The organism is Desulfoluna butyratoxydans, from assembly GCF_900699765.1.
Classification (GTDB): domain Bacteria; phylum Desulfobacterota; class Desulfobacteria; order Desulfobacterales; family Desulfolunaceae; genus Desulfoluna; species Desulfoluna butyratoxydans.
Genome location: NZ_CAADHO010000009.1, coordinates 167,995 through 186,024 on the forward strand (window position 1 = coordinate 167,995; position 18,030 = coordinate 186,024).

General features: G+C 62.4%; 16 protein-coding genes. All 16 read right to left on the minus strand.

Features of this window, described 5'->3' with window-relative positions; translation table 11 throughout:
* Positions 1–38: 38 nt before the first annotated feature.
* The 16 genes from MSL71_RS20865 to MSL71_RS20940 all read right to left on the minus strand — a co-directional run bounded on the left by MSL71_RS20865 (position 39) and on the right by MSL71_RS20940 (position 17,671).
* Complete coding sequence (locus tag MSL71_RS20865; protein ID WP_180144283.1) at positions 39–869, minus strand: DUF4114 domain-containing protein; 831 nt, start codon at positions 867–869, stop codon at positions 39–41.
* A 68-nt stretch (positions 870–937) separates the two neighbouring features.
* Positions 938–1,900 carry a glycosyltransferase family 2 protein gene (locus MSL71_RS20870; RefSeq protein WP_180144285.1) on the minus strand — a complete coding sequence of 321 codons (963 nt, stop codon included), beginning with the start codon at positions 1,898–1,900 and terminating at the stop codon, positions 938–940.
* Positions 1,901–1,903: 3 nt separating this feature from the next.
* Complete coding sequence (locus tag MSL71_RS20875; protein WP_180144287.1) at positions 1,904–2,215, minus strand: hypothetical protein; 312 nt, start codon at positions 2,213–2,215, stop codon at positions 1,904–1,906.
* Positions 2,196–4,412, minus strand: a complete 2,217-nt coding sequence (locus MSL71_RS20880; RefSeq protein ID WP_180144290.1) for a glycosyltransferase — start codon at positions 4,410–4,412, stop codon at positions 2,196–2,198. The genes MSL71_RS20875 and MSL71_RS20880 overlap by 20 nt, the downstream gene beginning before the upstream one ends.
* On the minus strand, positions 4,409–5,017 hold the full coding sequence (locus MSL71_RS26750; RefSeq protein WP_281374539.1) for an acyltransferase: 609 nt from the start codon (positions 5,015–5,017) through the stop codon (positions 4,409–4,411). The genes MSL71_RS20880 and MSL71_RS26750 overlap by 4 nt, the downstream gene beginning before the upstream one ends.
* Positions 5,002–6,582 carry a lipopolysaccharide biosynthesis protein gene (locus MSL71_RS20890; protein ID WP_180144293.1) on the minus strand — a complete coding sequence of 527 codons (1,581 nt, stop codon included), beginning with the start codon at positions 6,580–6,582 and terminating at the stop codon, positions 5,002–5,004. The genes MSL71_RS26750 and MSL71_RS20890 overlap by 16 nt, the downstream gene beginning before the upstream one ends.
* Positions 6,579–7,769 carry a glycosyltransferase family 4 protein gene (locus tag MSL71_RS20895; RefSeq protein ID WP_180144297.1) on the minus strand — a complete coding sequence of 397 codons (1,191 nt, stop codon included), beginning with the start codon at positions 7,767–7,769 and terminating at the stop codon, positions 6,579–6,581. The genes MSL71_RS20890 and MSL71_RS20895 overlap by 4 nt, the downstream gene beginning before the upstream one ends.
* On the minus strand, positions 7,766–8,350 hold the full coding sequence (locus tag MSL71_RS20900) for an acyltransferase (RefSeq protein WP_180144300.1): 585 nt from the start codon (positions 8,348–8,350) through the stop codon (positions 7,766–7,768). The genes MSL71_RS20895 and MSL71_RS20900 overlap by 4 nt, the downstream gene beginning before the upstream one ends.
* A 1-nt stretch (position 8,351) precedes the next feature.
* On the minus strand, positions 8,352–10,523 hold the full coding sequence (locus MSL71_RS20905; protein ID WP_180144303.1) for a GumC family protein: 2,172 nt from the start codon (positions 10,521–10,523) through the stop codon (positions 8,352–8,354).
* Positions 10,524–10,568: 45 nt separating this feature from the next.
* Positions 10,569–11,609: an SLBB domain-containing protein gene (locus MSL71_RS20910; protein WP_180144306.1), complete on the minus strand. Its 1,041-nt coding sequence runs from the start codon at positions 11,607–11,609 to the stop codon at positions 10,569–10,571.
* 46 nt (positions 11,610–11,655) lie between these two features.
* Positions 11,656–13,002, minus strand: a complete 1,347-nt coding sequence (locus MSL71_RS20915) for an O-antigen ligase family protein (protein WP_180144311.1) — start codon at positions 13,000–13,002, stop codon at positions 11,656–11,658.
* A gap of 130 nt (positions 13,003–13,132) precedes the next feature.
* On the minus strand, positions 13,133–14,620 hold the full coding sequence (locus MSL71_RS20920; protein WP_180144314.1) for a nucleotidyltransferase family protein: 1,488 nt from the start codon (positions 14,618–14,620) through the stop codon (positions 13,133–13,135).
* Between the two features lies 1 nt (position 14,621).
* Positions 14,622–15,362 carry a sugar transferase gene (locus tag MSL71_RS20925; RefSeq protein WP_218951096.1) on the minus strand — a complete coding sequence of 247 codons (741 nt, stop codon included), beginning with the start codon at positions 15,360–15,362 and terminating at the stop codon, positions 14,622–14,624.
* A 4-nt stretch (positions 15,363–15,366) separates the two neighbouring features.
* On the minus strand, positions 15,367–15,699 hold the full coding sequence (locus MSL71_RS20930) for an STAS domain-containing protein (RefSeq protein ID WP_180144317.1): 333 nt from the start codon (positions 15,697–15,699) through the stop codon (positions 15,367–15,369).
* A complete protein-coding gene (locus MSL71_RS20935; RefSeq protein WP_180144319.1) occupies positions 15,696–17,258 on the minus strand; it encodes a formylglycine-generating enzyme family protein in 1,563 nt (520 codons plus the stop codon). Before MSL71_RS20935 ends, MSL71_RS20930 begins: the two co-directional genes overlap by 4 nt.
* The gene (locus tag MSL71_RS20940; RefSeq protein ID WP_180144322.1) at positions 17,255–17,671 is read right to left on the minus strand and encodes an ATP-binding protein; all 417 of its coding nucleotides are present in this window, start codon (positions 17,669–17,671) and stop codon (positions 17,255–17,257) included. The genes MSL71_RS20935 and MSL71_RS20940 overlap by 4 nt, the downstream gene beginning before the upstream one ends.
* Positions 17,672–18,030 lie beyond the last annotated feature (359 nt).

Below are 18,030 nucleotides of genomic sequence, written 5' to 3' on the forward strand. Positions count from 1 at the left end.
CGGGACCGGCCATGCTGACGGGGTGCATCGGGTTGTGGTCAGGCGGCCTGCTTTTTGCGGTGGACGGTGAAGGCTATGATCAGGAACGAGACAAGGGTCAGGAGGGTGGCGGGCTCCGGGACAGAGGCCAGGGCCGCCACGTTGGCCGTTCCGATGTCCACGGCAAAGAGCAGGTCGTTGAAGTCCCGGTCTCCGCCGCCGTACAGGTCTTCAAACCCCACGAGGAGGTAGGGGCTGGAGGGCATGGCGTAGGCCACCACGTGGTCGATGCCGTCGGGGTTGATGGAGGTGTCCGTGGAGTAGGTCATGGTGCCGCCCCTGGCGCCGTTGGCGATGAGGAAAAAGTCGAGCTGGGTGTTGGCCTCAAGGTTCCCTATGTCCACGAAGTCTCCGGGATACAGGGGGTACCAGCGGCTCCGGGATTCGGAGCTTCCCGGGCCCGGGTCGTAGGAGGAGATGCGGCTGGTGGCGTCGGGGAAGATGAGTTGGGGGTCCCCGGAGCTGATGCCGCTCCCTTCGGTATTGTAACCCAGGGTGTTTTTGTACCCTGCCCCTTCGCCCACGAAGTAAATCCGGGCCTCAGATTCGGTGGAAATGGCGAGGTTTGAGGGATCCAGGGCGATGCTCGTGGTGTCGTTGATGGTGACGTTTTCCCCCAGGTTGGTGTTGATCCATGCGTTCATGGAGGGCAGGACGTCGGTTTGAAAGAGGGTGGAACGCTCATCGGAGGCGGCCCGCATGACGGGGCCCGCGATGTCCAGGCCGAAGGGCCTGGCAAAGGACTGGATAGGAGACTCCTTGGCCGGGCTTGGGGTGGGCAGGGCCAGCAGGAGCAGGCCCAGGATGGCGCAACGTGTCATATGGTTCATGATGGTATCCTTAAAACGTGTGTTTATGGCTTGGGTCGGGTAACGCTCAGGGAACCCGGATGTTTCTTTTAAGGTTTGAAAGGGCGTCTCAACTGATTGAGGATCAGCTCCATGATGGCCGCGGCATCGGCTTTTTTCTGCGGCGACTCCCGTGTGGGAGAAAGGGTGTGTTTCAGGCGGATCAGGCCGTTCCAGAGGTACTCCACGGCCATGGCGGCCAAAAGGCGCATCCGGCCGTAGCATTTCTGGTAATACCTGCACTCGCTGGCGATGCGGATGGCAAGGCTCTGGCGTCCGTGGGTGGAGATACGCCCGGGGGTCTTGAGGGTGCTCTGCCCCCCGATGTGGACCACTGAGGCGTGGGGGTAGAAGACGACGTCCCAGTAAGCCCTCTGGGCGGCCAGGCAGTAGTCGATCTCCTCAAAGTAGAGGAAGTAGCCGTCGTCCAGAAAGCCGATGGTCTCCATGGTTCGCCTGCGGATGAGGAAGAAGGCCCCCACCACCCAGCCCACCTTGCGGGGGGTGCTGTGGTCCCACCAGGTGTAGTCCACTTTGCCGAAAATGCGGGATGCTGGAAATCGCGCGGCAAGCCCTGAAATGTGGAAGAATTTGTTGATGGGCCCAGGCAGGCTCCGTGCCGAGGGCTGCAGGGTGCCGTCCGGGTTGGTGAGGCGGCATCCCAGGATTCCGGTGCGGGGGTTGGCGTCCATGTAGGCCATGGTTTTTTCAAGGACGCCGTCTTCGATGAAGGCATCGGAGTTGAGCAGCAGGATGTAGCGCCCCGAAGCCCTTTTCATGCCCGGGTTGTTGCCCCCTGCAAAGCCCACGTTGACGGGCAGCCGGATGAGGGTGACCTCCGGGAATTCGGCCTCGATCATCTCCGGGGAGCCGTCGGTGGAGGCGTTGTCCACCACGATGATTTCGCGCCTGACCTCTCCGCCGTGGTCCCGCACGCAGGCCAGGCACTTCCGGGTCAGTTCGCAGGTGTTGAAGGAGACGACGATGATGGACAGGTCTGTTTTTTGTGCCATGGGTCACTCCAGGAGGTGGGCGTCGGTAAAGAGGTCGAGGCCCAGCAGGGCCTTGATGAGATAGAGCAGAAAAAAACTCCCCGAAAGAACCACACACAACAGCAGGATGAGGATGGCGGCGGCCGTGATGTTCCCCTTGAGCCGCCCCTGCTCGGGAGAGACTCCCGGGCCCGGATCGCGCCCCATGAGGATTCCCAGGAAAAAAACGTCGCCAAAGAGCCTCAGCGGGAGGATGAGCCGGAAGATGAGCTCCCGCTCGGCTGGCTGGTCCGCTGCGGGGGGCTGTCTGTCCGCTTCAGGAGGGATGGTTCGCATCGGCGGTCTCCTGCTGGCCCACGGGGTCCGTCGGCATGGGGCCGCTGGGTTCCGGCAGCACCTCCAGACGTCTGCCCAGCTTGAGGCGTTCCATCTGCCAGGCCCTTAAGGATGCCTTGAATCCGGGGTGGTTGTACTGGCGGGTCCGTGTAACCCAGCCCTGGAGGTACCCGGCGATGATGAGAAGCCCTCCGATGACAAAGGGGCGTTCGATGACACGGTACAGCCCGGCAACGAGGATGTAGAGGGGATGGGTGCCCATGAAGTACTGGCCCCAGCCCCAGCGCAGGCGGCCGTGGTAGATGCTCTTGTGGGACGATCCCATGATCCGGTGGTCGGTGATCCGCAGGATCGGGTTGTTGAAGCTGCGGGTGCGGTAGCCCTCCATGCGGCACCGGTGGAAGGTGATACCGTCCCACATCACCTGGCGGGTGAAGCCTCCGATGGCTTCAAAGCAGCTGCGGCTGAGGCACAGGACCCCGCCCAGGACGCTTTCGTCGGTGATGCGCTCTTCCACCATCCGGCCGTCCCCCAGATCAAGGAAGAGCTTTCCGCTGGCCGCCCCCAGGTAAGGATCCTGGCGAAAGCGGTTGAACAGGGTCTCAAAATAGGTGGGGCCGACGGTCAAGTCTCCGTCCATCTTGCAGATGAAGTCGTAGGATGTGGCGACGATGGCCGCATATCCGTCGTAGAAGGCCTCCACGACCCCGGCTCCCACTTTTCTCTCCCCGCGGTTGGATCGCCTGACGTACCGGATATAGGGGTGGGTTTTGGCCGCTTCCCGGATGATGTCGGCGGTGCTGTCCGTGGAGCCGTCGTCCACCAGGATGTATTCGGTAGGGGGAATGGTCTGGGACGCGATGCTGGCGATGGTGGCCGGAAGGTACGCCTCTTCGTCGCGCACCGGCGAGACCACGATGTAGCGGGGCGGGTTGCCGATGGGCCCCTTTTGCCGGGGGGGAAAGGGCCGGGGAAACGAGGCCCGCCGGATCAGCCGCGCCAGGGCGGCGGTGTTGGCCTCCTGGTGGAACTCCGCCTCCACCTTGCCGCGGCCGTTTTGGGCAAGGCTCTTTCGCAGCTCGGGGTGGGCCAGCAGGAGCTTGAGGGATTCGGCCAGGTCGTCCTCATTGTCCGGTTCGCAGAGAAGGCCCGAGGTGCCGTCGTCGATGAGCTCGGGGATGCCTGAGATGGCCGTGGAAACCACCGGAACCCCGGAGGCCATGGCCTCCATGAGCACCACGGGGATGCCGTCCATGTCTCCCTGCTCGTCCCGCCTGCAGGGGAGCACAAAGGCGTCGAGACCGGCCAGCCAGCCCGGCACCTCCGTATGGGGCAGGGCCCCCTTGAAGGTGACCTCCGCGGAGAGGCCCAGGTCCAGCACCCGTTGCTGGAGGGCTTCCTTCATGGGGCCGTGGCCAGCCATCTCCAGGTGAAAGGCGATGCCCTGTCGCTTGAGGATGGCGCAGGCCTTGATGAGCTGGTGGAACCCCTTTTTTTCCACCATGCGGCCGATGCTGCCCAAAAGGGGCGGCGCGGCAAGTTCCTTGGGGGGCCTGGCCTCGAAGAGGGACGGATCGACCCCGCAGCGCATGACGTGGATGGCCTTTTCCGGCGCTCCCCGTGAGATGAGGTAGCGCAGGTTGAACTCGGAAATGGTGGCGGCAAAGGCGGCCCGCGTGACTTTTTCCTTCAGCAGCCAGGCCCGTTCAAAAAGGTCGTTGGCGTGGGCCGTAAAGCTGAAGGGGACCCTGCCCATGACCGAGGCGTACATGGCCAGGTCCGTGGGGATGTGGGCAAAGTGGGTGTGCAGGTGCTCACACCGGTTGGCATCGAGGATGTCGGCCAGGTTGGAGGCCCTGGCCCAGCGGTAACAGAGCCCGGCGGCCGTCCGGGAGAAAGGGCCCACCCGAATCAGGTCCCGTACCAGGAGGTTGATGGATTTGGCGTACCTCACCGGCCGGGTTGCCACCCGTTTGAGGTGGGACCAGAACAGGGAAAATCCCGACTGGTCGTAGAGATAGCAGGTGACGCGGCCCAGCCGCTCCGCGTCACGGCCGGTGGCCGGGGACGTGGGGCGGTGCACCGAGATGGGCAACACGGAAAATCCCTGGGTCTCCATCTCCAGGAGTTCTCCGGTGACAAAGGTGGCCGACAGAGCCGGGATTTCCGGGGCCAGGTATGCGATCTTGTCTTTCATGGGGACCCTTTTTGTCTTTCCCGGAGCACGGTGGCCGGAGCCCCGGCTGCCAGGGTGTGAGGGGGGATGTCCTTGGTGACCACGCTGTTGGCGCCGATGATGGCGCCGTCGCCGATGGTGACCCCGGGCAGGATGCAGCACCCCCGACCGATCCAGACGTCCCGGCCGATGGTGATGGGCGTTGCGGTGTGGGGTTGCAGGCGCATGGGGGTGCCCATCTCCGTGCCGTGGTTGGCATCGCGGATGGACGTGAACTCGCCGATGATGGCAAAGGTGCCGATGCGGACCTGGGCATAGCTGGCGAGGGTGGTACCCCGGTTGATGCGGACGTTGTCTTCCAGGATGATTTTTCCCGTCTCTTCGGTGGTGAACTCGCACTCCCTGCCGATGCGGCACCCTTTGCCCAGGGCGATGCGTCCGGTACCGATGACGCGGACGGGTCCGTCGCACTGGGTGGACGGGTCGGTGCCGGGGATCCGGGCCATGAACCGGGCCGTGTAGAGGTGGCGGGGCAGGGCGAGGCTTGTGGGAGACGCGAAGCGGATCAGGCGGCTGAGCACGCCCAGGGAGATGTTTCGGAGGTGTTGTTTTATGGGGGACTCCATAGTCGGCTCCACAACGGGATCATGGGTTTCGGGGGGGTGATCTCTGCCAGCCTGGCTTTTTCTTCCGGGGTCAACAGGCGGTGGCGCGCCAGCAGCAGCAACAGCACGGCCAGGAGCAGGTGGACACAGCCGAAGAGGGCCAGGAGAAAGAGGCCGGACCACCGGGAGGAGGCCCCGTAAGCCCAGATGTTTTGGCAGAGAAACAGGCCGGGGATCCCCGCTGCAAAGAGGATCAGCACCGGGGGCACAGTCTGGGACATGAAGGTTTTCCAGGGGATTTCGAACAGCCTGTTGGCCACGAACAAAAAGTAGATGGAGCCTGTGGCCTGGGCCAGGGTGTAGGACCAGGCCGCGCCTTCCAGGCCCGCCAGGTGGATGAACACCGGGGTGAGGGCAAGGAGCATGGCGGCGGAGATGGCCATGTACCGGATCTCGTAGCCTGGGAGCCCCATGCCCCGGACGCAGGCGGTGCCGGAGCCGGTGAAGAGATTGATGAGGGTTCCCAAAGCCAGGATCTGCATCACCCGCGCCGGGCCCTCGTACCCCGGCCCCACCCACACCTCGATGATCTGGGGGGCGAAAAAGATGAGAAAGGCGTAGGGCAGGGCCGAAAGCAGCATGATGTAACGGGTGGCCCGCAGGTACATGCCTCGGAGCTTTCTGTGGAGCCCGCTTCCCTCCAGGTGAGAAGCGGCGGGCATGAGGGTCCCGGCCACGGCCGACGGGAGCATCATGCCGATGTTGGGGAGTTTGCGCCCGATCTCGTAGAGGCCCGCAGGGCCCAGGTGGAGCATCCGCGTGATAAAGATGCGGTCCACCGAGTTGATGAGAAGGGACAGAAGGCCCAGAAGGCTCATCTTGCCGCCGAAATTGCCGAAGGCCTTGAGGGCTTCTAGGCGGAGGTGTCGAAAGCGCACGGAGAGAAAAGGAAACACCCGGTGGGCAAAGACAATGGTGGAGAGGATGATGAGACCGAAGCGGATACCATAGGCCCAGAGCAGGGAAAAGACCCCCATGCCCATGCGGAAAAAGAGGAGCAGGAGGATGAGCTCCACCACCGAGGCGACCAGGTGGATTTTCCGTACCAGGGCAATCTTCTGTTCGCCCTCCAGCACGCACTGGTACCCGGCCAGGCTGAAGTTGAGGACAAAGATGGCGGCGGTGCCCACAAAGAGGCGGTGGGCTGTCTGGTTGAGCTCCGGGTCGATGCCCAGGGCGGGGATGAGGAAGGGAAGGGCCGGCAGAAAGAGGAGAAACAGGAGGAGCCCCACCCCCAGCATGGAGACGATACCCGTGGAGAGGAGCTGGTTGACCTTGTGGTCTTCCCCCCGGGACCGGTAATCGGCGGCATACCGGATGTAGGTGTTGTTGAAGCCGAAGGCGGTTAAGGCCAGGTAAGAGAGCACCACAAAGCAGTAGGCCCAGAGCCCGTACTCCTCGATGGTGATGTAGGAGAGGATCAAAGGGGTCAGGACAAGGCGGCTCCCTAAGTACCAGACGTTGTAGATGATGGTGAACAACGAGTTCCGGGAGACGGTTCTGGCGAGGTTCTCTTTGTCGTTCATGGTTTGGACAGGATCCGTGAGATTTCGGCTGCCATGGAGTGTCCCCAGGCATCCCAGTTGAGGCGCTCTTCATAGCGCCGCCTGCTTTCGGTGTTCAGGCGCATGTAGGTGGAAGGGTCCAGGGCCGTCTCCCGGATCAGGCGGGAAAAGTCGGCGCCGCCTGCCGCCGGGGGAAGCAGGTGGCCGTTGACCCCGTTTTCCACGATGGTGCCCACGCCCCCGACATCCGTGGCGTAAACGGGCAACCCGTAGGCGGCGGCCTCGCAGAAGACCACCCCGTAACACTCGGCCCGGGTGGGCAAAAGCAAGAGGTGGGAGCGGCTCAGCACCTCGTCGAATCGGGCCCTTTGGTCCGGGATGTTTTTGTTCAAATACGGGATCACGGTCATGCGCTCGTGGCGGAAGGGGGCAGGGGGCACGGTGCCGCAGACCGTGAGCCGGGCGTCCACGCCGTGTTCGAGGAGATCCAGCAGGGTCTGAAAGGCGATCTCCCCTCCCTTTCGTTCCCACTCCTTGGCCAGAAAGAGAAGCTCCAGGCGGTCTTTGATGTGCCTGCCGAGGCAGGTTTCCCTTACGGGCGAGGTGTCCAGGTTGGCGCCGAAGGGGATGACCCGCACCTTGTCCGGGTCCGCGGCGTAGGAGTGCATGGCCGACCGTGCGGCCCAGTGGGACGGATAGACCAGCAGGTCGGCCCGGTCGATGACGGCCTGTTCAAATCGGTGCTCCGTGACCGCGGCTTTTCCCATGGACGAAAAAATGGGGTAGACCTCCTGCATGAGGGCAAAGGTGGCATCGGAGATGTAGACCAGGGGAATGTCGCTTTCGATGTGGGCCGCCTCCACGCTGGCCGCAGGGGCCAGGAGCAGGTCGAATTCTCCCCGGTCCAGGTGCCGGTCGATGCGCCTGCCGAAGTACTGGGACGCCTTGACGGTGCGTTCCGGGTAGGTGCGGAGACCGGTGATGCGGCGGCGGATGGCGGCCAGCCGTTTTTTTATGCGCTGATGGGGCACGGCCAGGGGGCCGATCCAGGTCAGGGACTGGGCAAGGGGCTCCAGGGCCTTGACGATGAAGTAGGTAGAGCCGGACCAGGTGCGCCGGTCCCGGGGATCTCCGGGGCTGACCACGGCGATGCGGAGCCGGGCAGGGGCCTGGCGCAGGTCCTGGTCTGGCTGCGGGGAATGGGTCATTGGGGCGCCTCGTCATCGGTGAAGAAATGGGCCACGCGGGCTTTGCGAAGTGCGGCCTCACGGTGCGGGTCATAGATGTGGGGGCCTTCCCCGGCAAGGAGGGAAGACCAGGGCAGGGACTCGGTGGCCGTGTGGATTCGATCCCGATAGTCTTGCGTGGTGCAGATGCGGCGGGCAGGGTTCCCTGCCCAGACCTCCCCGTCGGGGATGTCCCGGGTGATAACGGAGCCCGCCCCGACAATGACGTTGCTGCCCACGGTGATGCCGGGCAGCACGGTGGTGCGGTTGCCGAGGAACACGTGGTCCCCGATGGTGATGGGGGCCACACGGTCCAGGTGGGAGGCGTCCCGGGCGTTGAGCATGATCACCGATGCGTCATGGCAGAGGATCTGACAGCCGTCGGTGATCCAGACGTTGTCGCCGACGGCGGTGAGGTAGCCGTCCGGCAGACCAGCGTTTTTGGCGATGAAACAGCCTGATCCCTGGCGCCTCAGCACCCCCTTTTCTTTGAGGTACCGGGCGTAGGGAAAGCCGCTTGGGATGAAAAACCGAAGGCGGATTTTGTCGATGAGGGTCTTCATGTTATCCCGTCCCTTGAAACGAGGTTTTTACCTGGCGGTAGTAGTTGTCCATGGCCTCCCGGTAGTACCGTCCCCGTTGGAAGCTGACGCGGTTCAGGACCACGGAGATGGCCTTGACCTCCAGACGGTCGAGGGTATGAACGGCCCGTGCGAGCTCTTTTTCCACCACGGAGCCGGACTCCACCACTAGGATGGTGACGTCCGAGATGTGGGTGAGGAACCGGGCGTCCGTGGAGAGCCACAAGGGGGAGGAGTCCAGGATGATGTAGTCGTAATCGCACCGAAGGCTCTCGATCATGGGAGCCATGCCGATCTCCTGGAAGATGCTTTTGTCCGTGCCCGGCCAGTTGCCGAAGGGGAGGATATGAAAGGGAAAATCGCTGTCGGTGATGATGGCGTCCTGCAGATCACAGCGGCCCTCCAGCACATCCCACAGCCCCAGGGTGTCCTCGGGAAACAGGTCCCGGCTCACGGGGCTCCAGACGTTGAGGTCCACAAAAATCTTGCCCTTGGCCATGCCGGGCAGGGCGGTGAGGGTGTTGAGGAGAAAGGTGGAGACCCCCTGCTTGCCGTTGAGGGAGAGGCCGTTGTAGACCCGGGACTGGTGCTCCGTGTTCTCTTTGGCGATGGAGAAGGCGATCTCCTTGAACTGCTCGGAGATTCGCGAAAATGGCGTGTCCAGGCACATTCTGTGGCGGTCTTCCGCTGCCCCCTGGTCCTGGACGGCGTCCATGATGTGCCCGGTGGGGGGAAACCCCAAAATCCGCTGGATGTCCTGGATGCTTCGAAGGCGCGGGTCGATTTTATCCTTGATTACGGCGTAGCCGATGCCGGCAAAGAAGCTGAAAAGGATCACCATCACCGCCATCTTGACCCGCTTGCCCGTGTCGGGCTTTTCAGGGCTCTTGGCCCGGGTAAGGATGCTGGCCCGGCCCGGTGAGCGGGACTCCACCTCGATCTGGTCGATGCGCTCTTCGATGCGGAGCAGGGCGTCCTGGAGGCGGTCGATTTCCCGTCTGAGGGTGGAGGCCTTCATCATTTGGGTGTTGACATCCGTGGCCTTGTGCTCCGCGGCGGTGAGCTCCTCGATGAGCCGCTGTTCGGCGCTCAGGGCCGAGGCAAAGAGCATCTCCTCTTCCAGGATTTTTTTTCGCTGGTCAGAGAGGAGCTTACCCCGGATGACCTTTTCCCCCACCTCTCCTGCACGCCTGAGGAGGTTCTCCTGGACCTCGTAGAGCCGGGTAAGGTTCTCTTCGTACTCTTTTCTGTCCGGGTGGTTCTCGTTGACCCCGGACAGGGTCAGGCGCATGTCCTGGAGCTTTCGGGAGAGCTGGATGCGGTTGTCCCGGGTGGCCCAGTCTTTTTCCACCCAGTCGTCCACATCCGCCGAGATGTCCAGCTGCTGGAGTTTGACCATCTGGTTTTGCAGCTCCCGCAGCCGGGTCTGGGTCTCAATGCGCCGCGTCTTGGCCTTTACCAGCTGCTGGGTGAGATCCACCACGGCCTGGAGGTAGACGTAGATGTTCTTCTCATCGGTGATTCCCACGGCATACTTGGCCGAGATGCTTTCCAGCACGGCGTACTTTTCCGCCAGGACCTTCTCCTGCTCTTCGCGCCTGCCCTTGAGAAACCCCAGTCTGGAGCCGTCCTTGTTGAACCGTTCCAACCTCGTGTGCTCGATGTAGGCCGCGGAGACGGCGTTGAGGATTTCGGCAAGCCCCCGTCCCCTGCGGCTGAACATGGAGAGGGAAAAGAGCTGGGTGTCCCGGAGCTGCTTGATGGCCAGGCGCATGGCCAGGCGGTCCACGGCCTGCTGCATGGTTTCATCCGGGAATTTCCAGTTTGTGCCCGTCTCTTCCACCTCTTCGATGGCCATGGAGAGGACGGCGTAGCTTTTGACGATGTTGATCTGGGTCCGCACATAGTCGTCGTAGTAGGGGGTGATGGAGGCCTCTTCCTTGCCGTAGAGGATCTTCGGGATCACCGGTTCGATCTTCAGGACCGCCTCGCTGTAATAGACGGGCTTGACCTTGAGCCAGACCGCCGGAACGCCCAGGGCCAGGATGGTCAGGGCGATAAGGCACACCATGGGCAGGTGGTTGAGGAGGCTCCCCACCGGATCGATGGGCTTGGCGGGAAAGGCCGGGACAGGTTTGTTTTCCGGTGTATCCATGGCAGGGGCGGCCTCGATGGGTGTGGTGGGGCATGGGACGTGGGGTCAGTCTGTCAAGGTGTCGTGGATGATGGTGCCGCTGATGAAGGTACGCAGGAACGGGTCGATCTGGCGCAGGTAATAGTTGAAGGTGGCGATCCCTTTTCTCGGGATATAGATGATGTCGTTGTCCAGGAGCAGGAAGTTGTCGCTCAGGTTGCCCGTGGCCAGCATCATGTCCATGTCGATGGTTTTCACTCCCTCCTGCTCTTCCATCTCCCGGATGAGACGGATTTCGTCGGTCTGGGCGTCCTCGGTGGGGCCACCCGCCAGGTTGATGGCGTCCAGTATGGAGAGGCCTGTGGTCTGGATCTGGTAGGAACCGGGGTTCTCCACCTCCCCCATGACAAAGACCGCGGCGTCCATGGACTCCGGAATATAGATGATGTCGTTGTTGGCCAGGCTGATGTTGAGCTTGAGGTTGGCCCGCTGCAGGAGCTTCAACAGGTCGATCCAGATGATCTGATTTTTGCCGCGGACGATGTAGCATTTGGAGAGAAAGATGGTTTTATCCCGGGTGGGAAGGCCCCCTGCCATGGCCAGGGCTTCCAGGAGGGTGGCCTGGCCGCTGAAATGAATGACCCCCGGATTTGCTACCCTTCCGAGAACATAGACCCGGTTGTTCATGTATTTGATGATCTTTACCGTGGCGATGGGCTCTTCGTAGAACTCCCGGTAGAGATCCGTGATGATGGTGGAGGCCTTTTTTCGGTTCATGCCTCCGATCTTGAACTCCCCCAGCATGGGCAGGGTGATGTTGCCGTAAGGCCCCACCACGTGTTCCCCGGAGAGCTTGGGGCGGTTCCAGACGTCCACGGTGAGCAGGTCCCCGGAGCCGATGATGTACTCGTGGGTGAGGTTGGCCTCGTGGAGCCGGATCACCTCGGGGTCGGCAAAGGGGATCTCCGTGCGGAAGCTGCTGCGGGAAAAGGGGGTGTCGTCGGGGATTTCCAAAGGCTTGGGGCCGCAGGCGCAGATCGAGACAAGGAGCATTGCTGCGGCCAGGAGAGCGCGGTTTGCGGAAGGGCGGCGAGGGGCCTGGGGCATAGGGGGACCTTTCGGGACAGGTTCGATGGACGGCGGGGCGCTTGAGTCAGATGATGCGGGCAAAACCGAAGCGGGCGGGCACCGATTCCTGGGCTTCCGGTGCTGTTTCCCGGGGTCGGGTGAGGATGAGGATCTGGCCGATGCCGGCCAGCATGTAAAGGTACTGGACGCTCTGGGCCCCGGAATAGACGGTGCCCTGGGAGAAGATGGCGCAGACCCAGCCGGCAATGAGGCACCAGGCCAGCCGCCCCCAGGGGTCGTCCCAGGCTGTCTTCTGGGCGTAGAGGATCATGCGGATCAGCATGCCGAAGAGAAAGACGAGGTAGAAGAAGAGGGCAATGACCCCTGAGGCCAGGGCCACGCCCAGGTATTCGGCGTCAATGGATTTCATTCCCTTCACCGACGGCACGGAAAAGCGGCCCCACCCTGCGTAGGGACGCTCCATGACCACCTCGCTGTAGGCCTCCCACATCTCCTTTCGATAGGCCACGTTCCTTTGTGCCTCGGTGGTGGCCGTGGCGCGGGTGACGGAGATGTAGTCGATGAACTTGGGTACGATGACCATCAAAAGGATCGCCCCGACGATGGAGACCACCGTGAGGATGGCGGCCCGGTTTTTGTTCCACCCGTAGTAGATGACGGCAAGGCCCAGGATAAATCCGATGATGGGGGCCCGGGAGATGGAGACGAGCATCCCCAGAACATTGAGCCCCACGATGATCTGTCCTTTGCGTTTGGTGGGGTAGTGACCCTGGTTGTAGCACCAGATGGCCAAAGGGGCGATGAGGGCAAAGACATACCCGGCCACGATGGGGTGGGAAAAGGGCCCCAGGGCCCGTTTAAAACCCCACCGGCTCATGACCATGCCGGTGTCCCAGACCACGTAGGTGGGCCAGAGGCGCCTTAAATGCTCGTCGAAATGGTTGACGAACATACGGAATTCAATGGCGTTGAAAAAGGCCACCACGGCCCCCACCACGGTCATGGCGCGGATGAGGGAGATAAGGGCTTTTCGGTCCACGGCGTAGCTTCGAACCAGCATGTAGGGAACACAGATCCCCATGACGTTGTTGAAGAGGATCTTCTGGGAAATTTTGTAGGTGCTGTTGCTCCACTGGGCAAAGAAGATGGCGAAAACGTAGGCAAAGATAAACAGGTCCATCCAGTGATAATCGTACCCGTCAAACCCCTTCATGGCCCAGGATGCCAGGATGGGGACCAGGGCCGCGGACCAGAAGTAGAGCTCGGGTACCCCGCTGACCACCTTGACGTTGAAGTAGGCGGGAAAGAAGGTGAGGGCCGGCAGGAACGAGAGGATGAAGACCTCCCGGGGCGAGCGGGACGCAAGGAGGATGGCGCTGACAATCAGGGGAAAGAGGACGGTTTTATCCATGGGAAGTGGGTAAATCAGGTAAGTCAGGTGATAGGGAAAACAGGAAATAGGAAATAGGAAAAACAGACGATGGGGGAACAGGGGGATAGAGATTCGGGAGAGGTGAAGGGGAATGGGGAGGTGTTCAGGGTCAGGAAGAGCTGGGGCGTGGGATGACGCCCAGGAGCTGGCCTGCGTATTTGAGCAGGAGTTTTGCGTCGTAGAGGAAGCCTGAGGAGACGGTGTAGACCGTTTCGGCGGCGTAGAGTTCGTCTTCGTCGGGGCAGGGCCCGAAGTGGAGCATGGCCTCGGTGACAAGGCCCCCTTTGCCCGTGAGGGTGATCTGGCGCCAGTCCTCGGGCAGGGCCCGGATGGCGTCGGTGCTTCGCGGGCCTATGCCCACCAGTCGCATGCGGCCTCCGGCCACGTGGATGAGACCGGGGAGAAAGACAAGGAAGAAGTGCCACCACCGGGCCTCCCAGGTGGCGGGGTCCGGTCCCTGGGCCTCGCAGGTGGCAAAGGCAAAGGTGTGCCAGTGGGTTTCGTCGGCCAGGGTGGGGAGGCTCACCACGTTTCGATGCGGTCGGCAGGGACCTTTTCTGGACAGGGTAAGGATCATCAGGGTGATGAGGAGCAGGGGGGCAAAAAGTACCAGCAGCAGAAGGCCCGCCAGCCGTGATCCCAGCCTGGATAGGCGATGCCGGAGTTCGTTTTCGGCCAGGTTGCCGATGATAAAGGCATCGGTGACGGTGAGCTCCGAGCCGATGGAGGTGTTGACCAGGCAGTTTTTGTCCACCACGGAGTTTTCCAGTGAAAGGTCCTTGCCGATGTAGCTCATGGCCAGGACCATGGAACCTGTAATACGTGTTTTTTCATCCACCACGCATCCTTTGGCCAGGACCGCGTAGGGGCCGATCTCAGCCAGCCTGCCGATGCGGCACCCCTCGTCCAGGTAGACCGGCGGGGTAATGCGGGCCGTGGGGTGGATCCCCACATCCCGGGAGAGCCAGACACTGTCCTCCACCTCCCGGGCGCCGTGCATGAGGTGGGGCACGCCCCGGTCCAGAAGGGTTCGGGTGGCCCCAAGGAGCGTGGCCGGGTCCCGCACCGTCAGTACGGTGGCAAGGGTCTCTTCCCTGGCCCCGGCATTGAGAATGGCCGCTTCGAGGGCGGTGGCATCCGTGGGAACCTCCATGACCATACCGAATTCGATTGGAAACACCGCCCAGCCCGTCCACTGCATGCCGGGCTCCTCTCCGTGAATGAGGAGTAAGGGGGCGTCTTGGGCTTCAGGCAGCTTTTTCACCAGCGGGAGGGCCTCGCCGTGGGCCAGGATGAGGGGCTCTTCACGGGACGAGGCCAGGGCATCGACCAGGGGGCGGTACGGGTGCTCCGGGTCCCGCACGAGGTGGTACCGGAACCGGCACCCCCAACGCTCCCCGGTGCCGAAAAAGGCCTCCACCTTTTCAGGACGGTGGGACAGGACAAACTCGATCTCCGTGGCACCCCACCGCACCAGGGATTCCACCTGGTGCTGAAGGAAGGGGCGGTCAAGAAGGGGCAGCATGGCCGCCCCGAATCGCTCGGAGAGCACAGGGGCGTGGTCCACCCCGCGCGTGGCGATGACAAGGGCCTTCATTTCAGTACGCCCCTCGCCCGAAGAGGACCGCCGGGATGGTTTTGAGCAGGATTTTCAGGTCTGTGGCGATGCTGCGGCTCTCGATGTACTGAAGGTCGAGCTCCACCTGGCGGTCAAAGGGGATGTCTCCCCGACCGCTCACTGCCCAGATGCTGGTGAGGCCCGGGGTGACGTCCAGGCGTCGCCTGTCGGCCAGGGTGTAGAGGGCAACCTCCCGGGGCAACGGCGGCCTGGGCCCCACAAGGGACATCTCTCCCTTGAGGACGCACCAGAGCTGGGGAAGCTCATCAATGCTGAGCTTTCGGATGATCCTGCCGATGCCGGTGATTCTGGGGTCTTTTTTCATTTTAAAGGTGATGCTCTCCTCGTGATCGCTTTGGTCCAGGATCGCATCCTTGGCGGTGTCTGCGTTCACCACCATGGATCGGAATTTGGGAAAGGGGAACTCCCGCCCCCACTTGCCCACCCGTTTTTGCCAGTAGAGCACCGGCCCGTTGTCCGTGAGCCGGATGGCCGCGGTCACCGCGAGAAAAAGGGGCGAAAGCAGGAGCAGGGCGGAAAGGGCGACCAGGAGGTCGAAGCCGCGCTTGATGGCCCTGGCCCCGCCGGTGACGGTCACCCAGGCGTACTTTTTTCGGGCAAAACGCAGGCGCATGCGAAGGGTCCCTTTGCCGTAAAGGCCATAGAGCTCTTCGATGAGTTCGGTGCGCCGTCTTCCGTCTGTGTCCGGGGAGGCGTCCATGGGCTTACGCCTGTCTGATGGCTTCGTCGCGGTTCTCAAAAATGTCGATGATCCGGTGGATACGCACCAGCTCGAAGACGGCGCGTACCTGTTTCTGGAGGCCGCATACCTTGAGGTCCCCGTCGTTGGCGTTGAGCTGGCGCAGGCAGGAGAGGATGGACCCGCACCCGGAGCTGTCCAGGAACCGGACGCTCTCAAGGTTGAGGACAAGGGTGGAACCCGAGGTGATCAGGGGGGTGATGGCTTCCCTGAACTCACGGGTGTTCCCGGCGTCAAGGGAGTCGGCCAGGATGTCCACCACAACGACATCGTTGATGGGTTCGGAATGGATTTTCATGGGGCCCTTCTTTGTTGTGTGAGAGATGACTCTTGTTTATCCATCACCAGCCGGAAACCGATGCCGGCGTTGCGGTTGCACTCGGTGACGAAGAGGCGGTTGGCGGATCGGCAGTCCCGGTCGTCACTGCTCCAGCTCCCCCCCCGGATGACCTTGCGGTCTCCCGTGGACGGTCCCTGCGGGTCGATGCGGGGCTGGTCGCCGTAGGGACCTTCCCAGTCCATGCACCACTCCCAGATGTTGCCGTGCATGTCGTAGAGGCCCCAGCTGTTCTTTGCCTTCAGGCCCACCATGTGGAGACGGGTTCCGGAGTTGCCGATGTGCCAGCCCATGTGGTCCATGTTGGTGTCGTAGGCGCAGGCAAGCTCCAGCAGGGGGCCGTTGGCAAAGGCCTCCGGGCTTCCCGCCCGGCATGCGTATTCCCACTCCGCCTCCGTGGGGAGCCGGTAAAATCCTTCCGCCTCCTCCATGGCGTTGAGCCGCTGGATAAACTCCATGACGTCTGTCCAGCAGACGCGGTTCACCGGGCAGTTGGCTCCGCACTCCTTGTAGTAGGAGGGGTTGTGTTCCATGAGGGCATCCCACTGGCCCTGGGTCACCTCCGTGGTTTGCATATAGAAGCCCCGGGTCAGGGTCACCTGGTTCTGTGTTTCGTCGGGGTCCCGCCCCGGTTCATCCTTGGGGCTGCCCATGGTGAAGGTGCCCGGGGCGATCCAGGCGAACTCCATGCCGAGGAGAGTGCTGGCGTCGGCTTCCGTGGAAGATCGCTCTTCGGTGTCGGTTCGTACGGCGGTGTCCGGGGCGGCCTGGGATGCATCGGGTGATGCCTGGGACACAGGGGGCGCCGACAATGCAGGTCCCTGGGGGGCACGTTTGGCATAAAAGGCGATGAGGCGGGTGTGCTGATGTCGGCTGTGGATGGCCGGGGTCCCGGTTTCCGGGCTGCCTGCTTCCCCCGTGCCGTAGATTTCGTAAAATCCGTGGGGGGTGTTCACAAGGTAGTGGTCGATAAAGCGTTTGGGAAAGTGGGCACGCCTGGCGGAGAGGGCCAGATTCTCCTTTTCTGTGCCCGGTGTCGACGCACTGCCGATGCTGATGAAAAGGAGGGAGCGTCCTTTGCTCTCCCGTGCCAGGTAATCCAGAAAACGGACCAGGCGCCTGTGCTGGAGGCTGTTTTCGGCAAAGCTGTCGGCGCCGGTGTCGTAAAAAAGAGTCAGCTCGCCGGTGCCCTGGTGCTTGGCCGTTTTTTCGATGTGTCCGAGGATGCGTTGGGCAACCATGAGGTTTTCCCGGATAAGGCGCTTGACCTCTGTGTGTTTTGTGGCGTCTTCCAGGTTTGCCAGGTGCTCCATGGCGCTGTTGTGATGGTTGCACAAAAGGGCGGCCAGCTTCCGGGCCTGGGCTTCCGAGGCATGGCCCAGGAAGGTCCCCTCCGGCATGTCGATGGCCTCAAGGATCTCCTCGTCGGAAAGGGGGCGGTCGGTGTCGGCCACCGGGCTCTCCGGGGCGAAGAGACACATAAGGATCAACAGGGCGAGGGCCTTTGGGCATCGGGTCATGGCAGAAAGATGCAGAGGGTGGTGCGGTTTCCCTCCGCGCTTGGGAGATATCGAAACTCATCCACCACCTCGGAGACGATAAAGAGCCCGAATCCCCCCTCCTGGGAGCCGTCGAAGAGGGGCGCCGGGACCTGTTCCGGGTCAAAGGGGGCGCCGTGGTCAAAGAAGCTGACGCAGATGCGGTCCGGGCCCACCTGGGCCCGGATGACGATGGCGTGGCCGGGTGCCCCTTTGTACGCATGCCGGATGATGTTGGCCGCCACCTCGTTGGCGGCCAGCTCCATGCGGTTGACGGGGTCGTCGGCGATGCCGGCGAAGACGTCCCTCAGAAAGCGGCGCACGTCGGAAAGGACGTTCAGGTCGCTGGTGACGTCAAGGCATTGTTCGTTGATGATGGGTCCCGGTCCGGGCATCGCATTTTATGTCCGTGGCGTATGGGGCTGATGGGTGAATGGGCGATTGTCTGGGGCACTGTGCCAGAATGACTGCGCCTTTTTGCAGGCATGATCAATGACTATAGCTCCGCCCTTTGCTTTACACAAGGGGGACTCGCCCCTGGGAAAAGCCTTCGGATCTGGTGGCCAGATAGACATAGGCGGTTTTTCAAGCGTGTCGGAATGCATGTGTTTATGTGCTTAACGGGGCCTTGCCCCAAAAAGGAAACTGACCGGAGAGCAAAAGAACATTGATTACCAACGCATCATGGAAAGAGGACGTGGGGTTGCCGCGGGTGAAAGGGGCGATGTCTACTATGGTTTCTGCGGGCAACGGG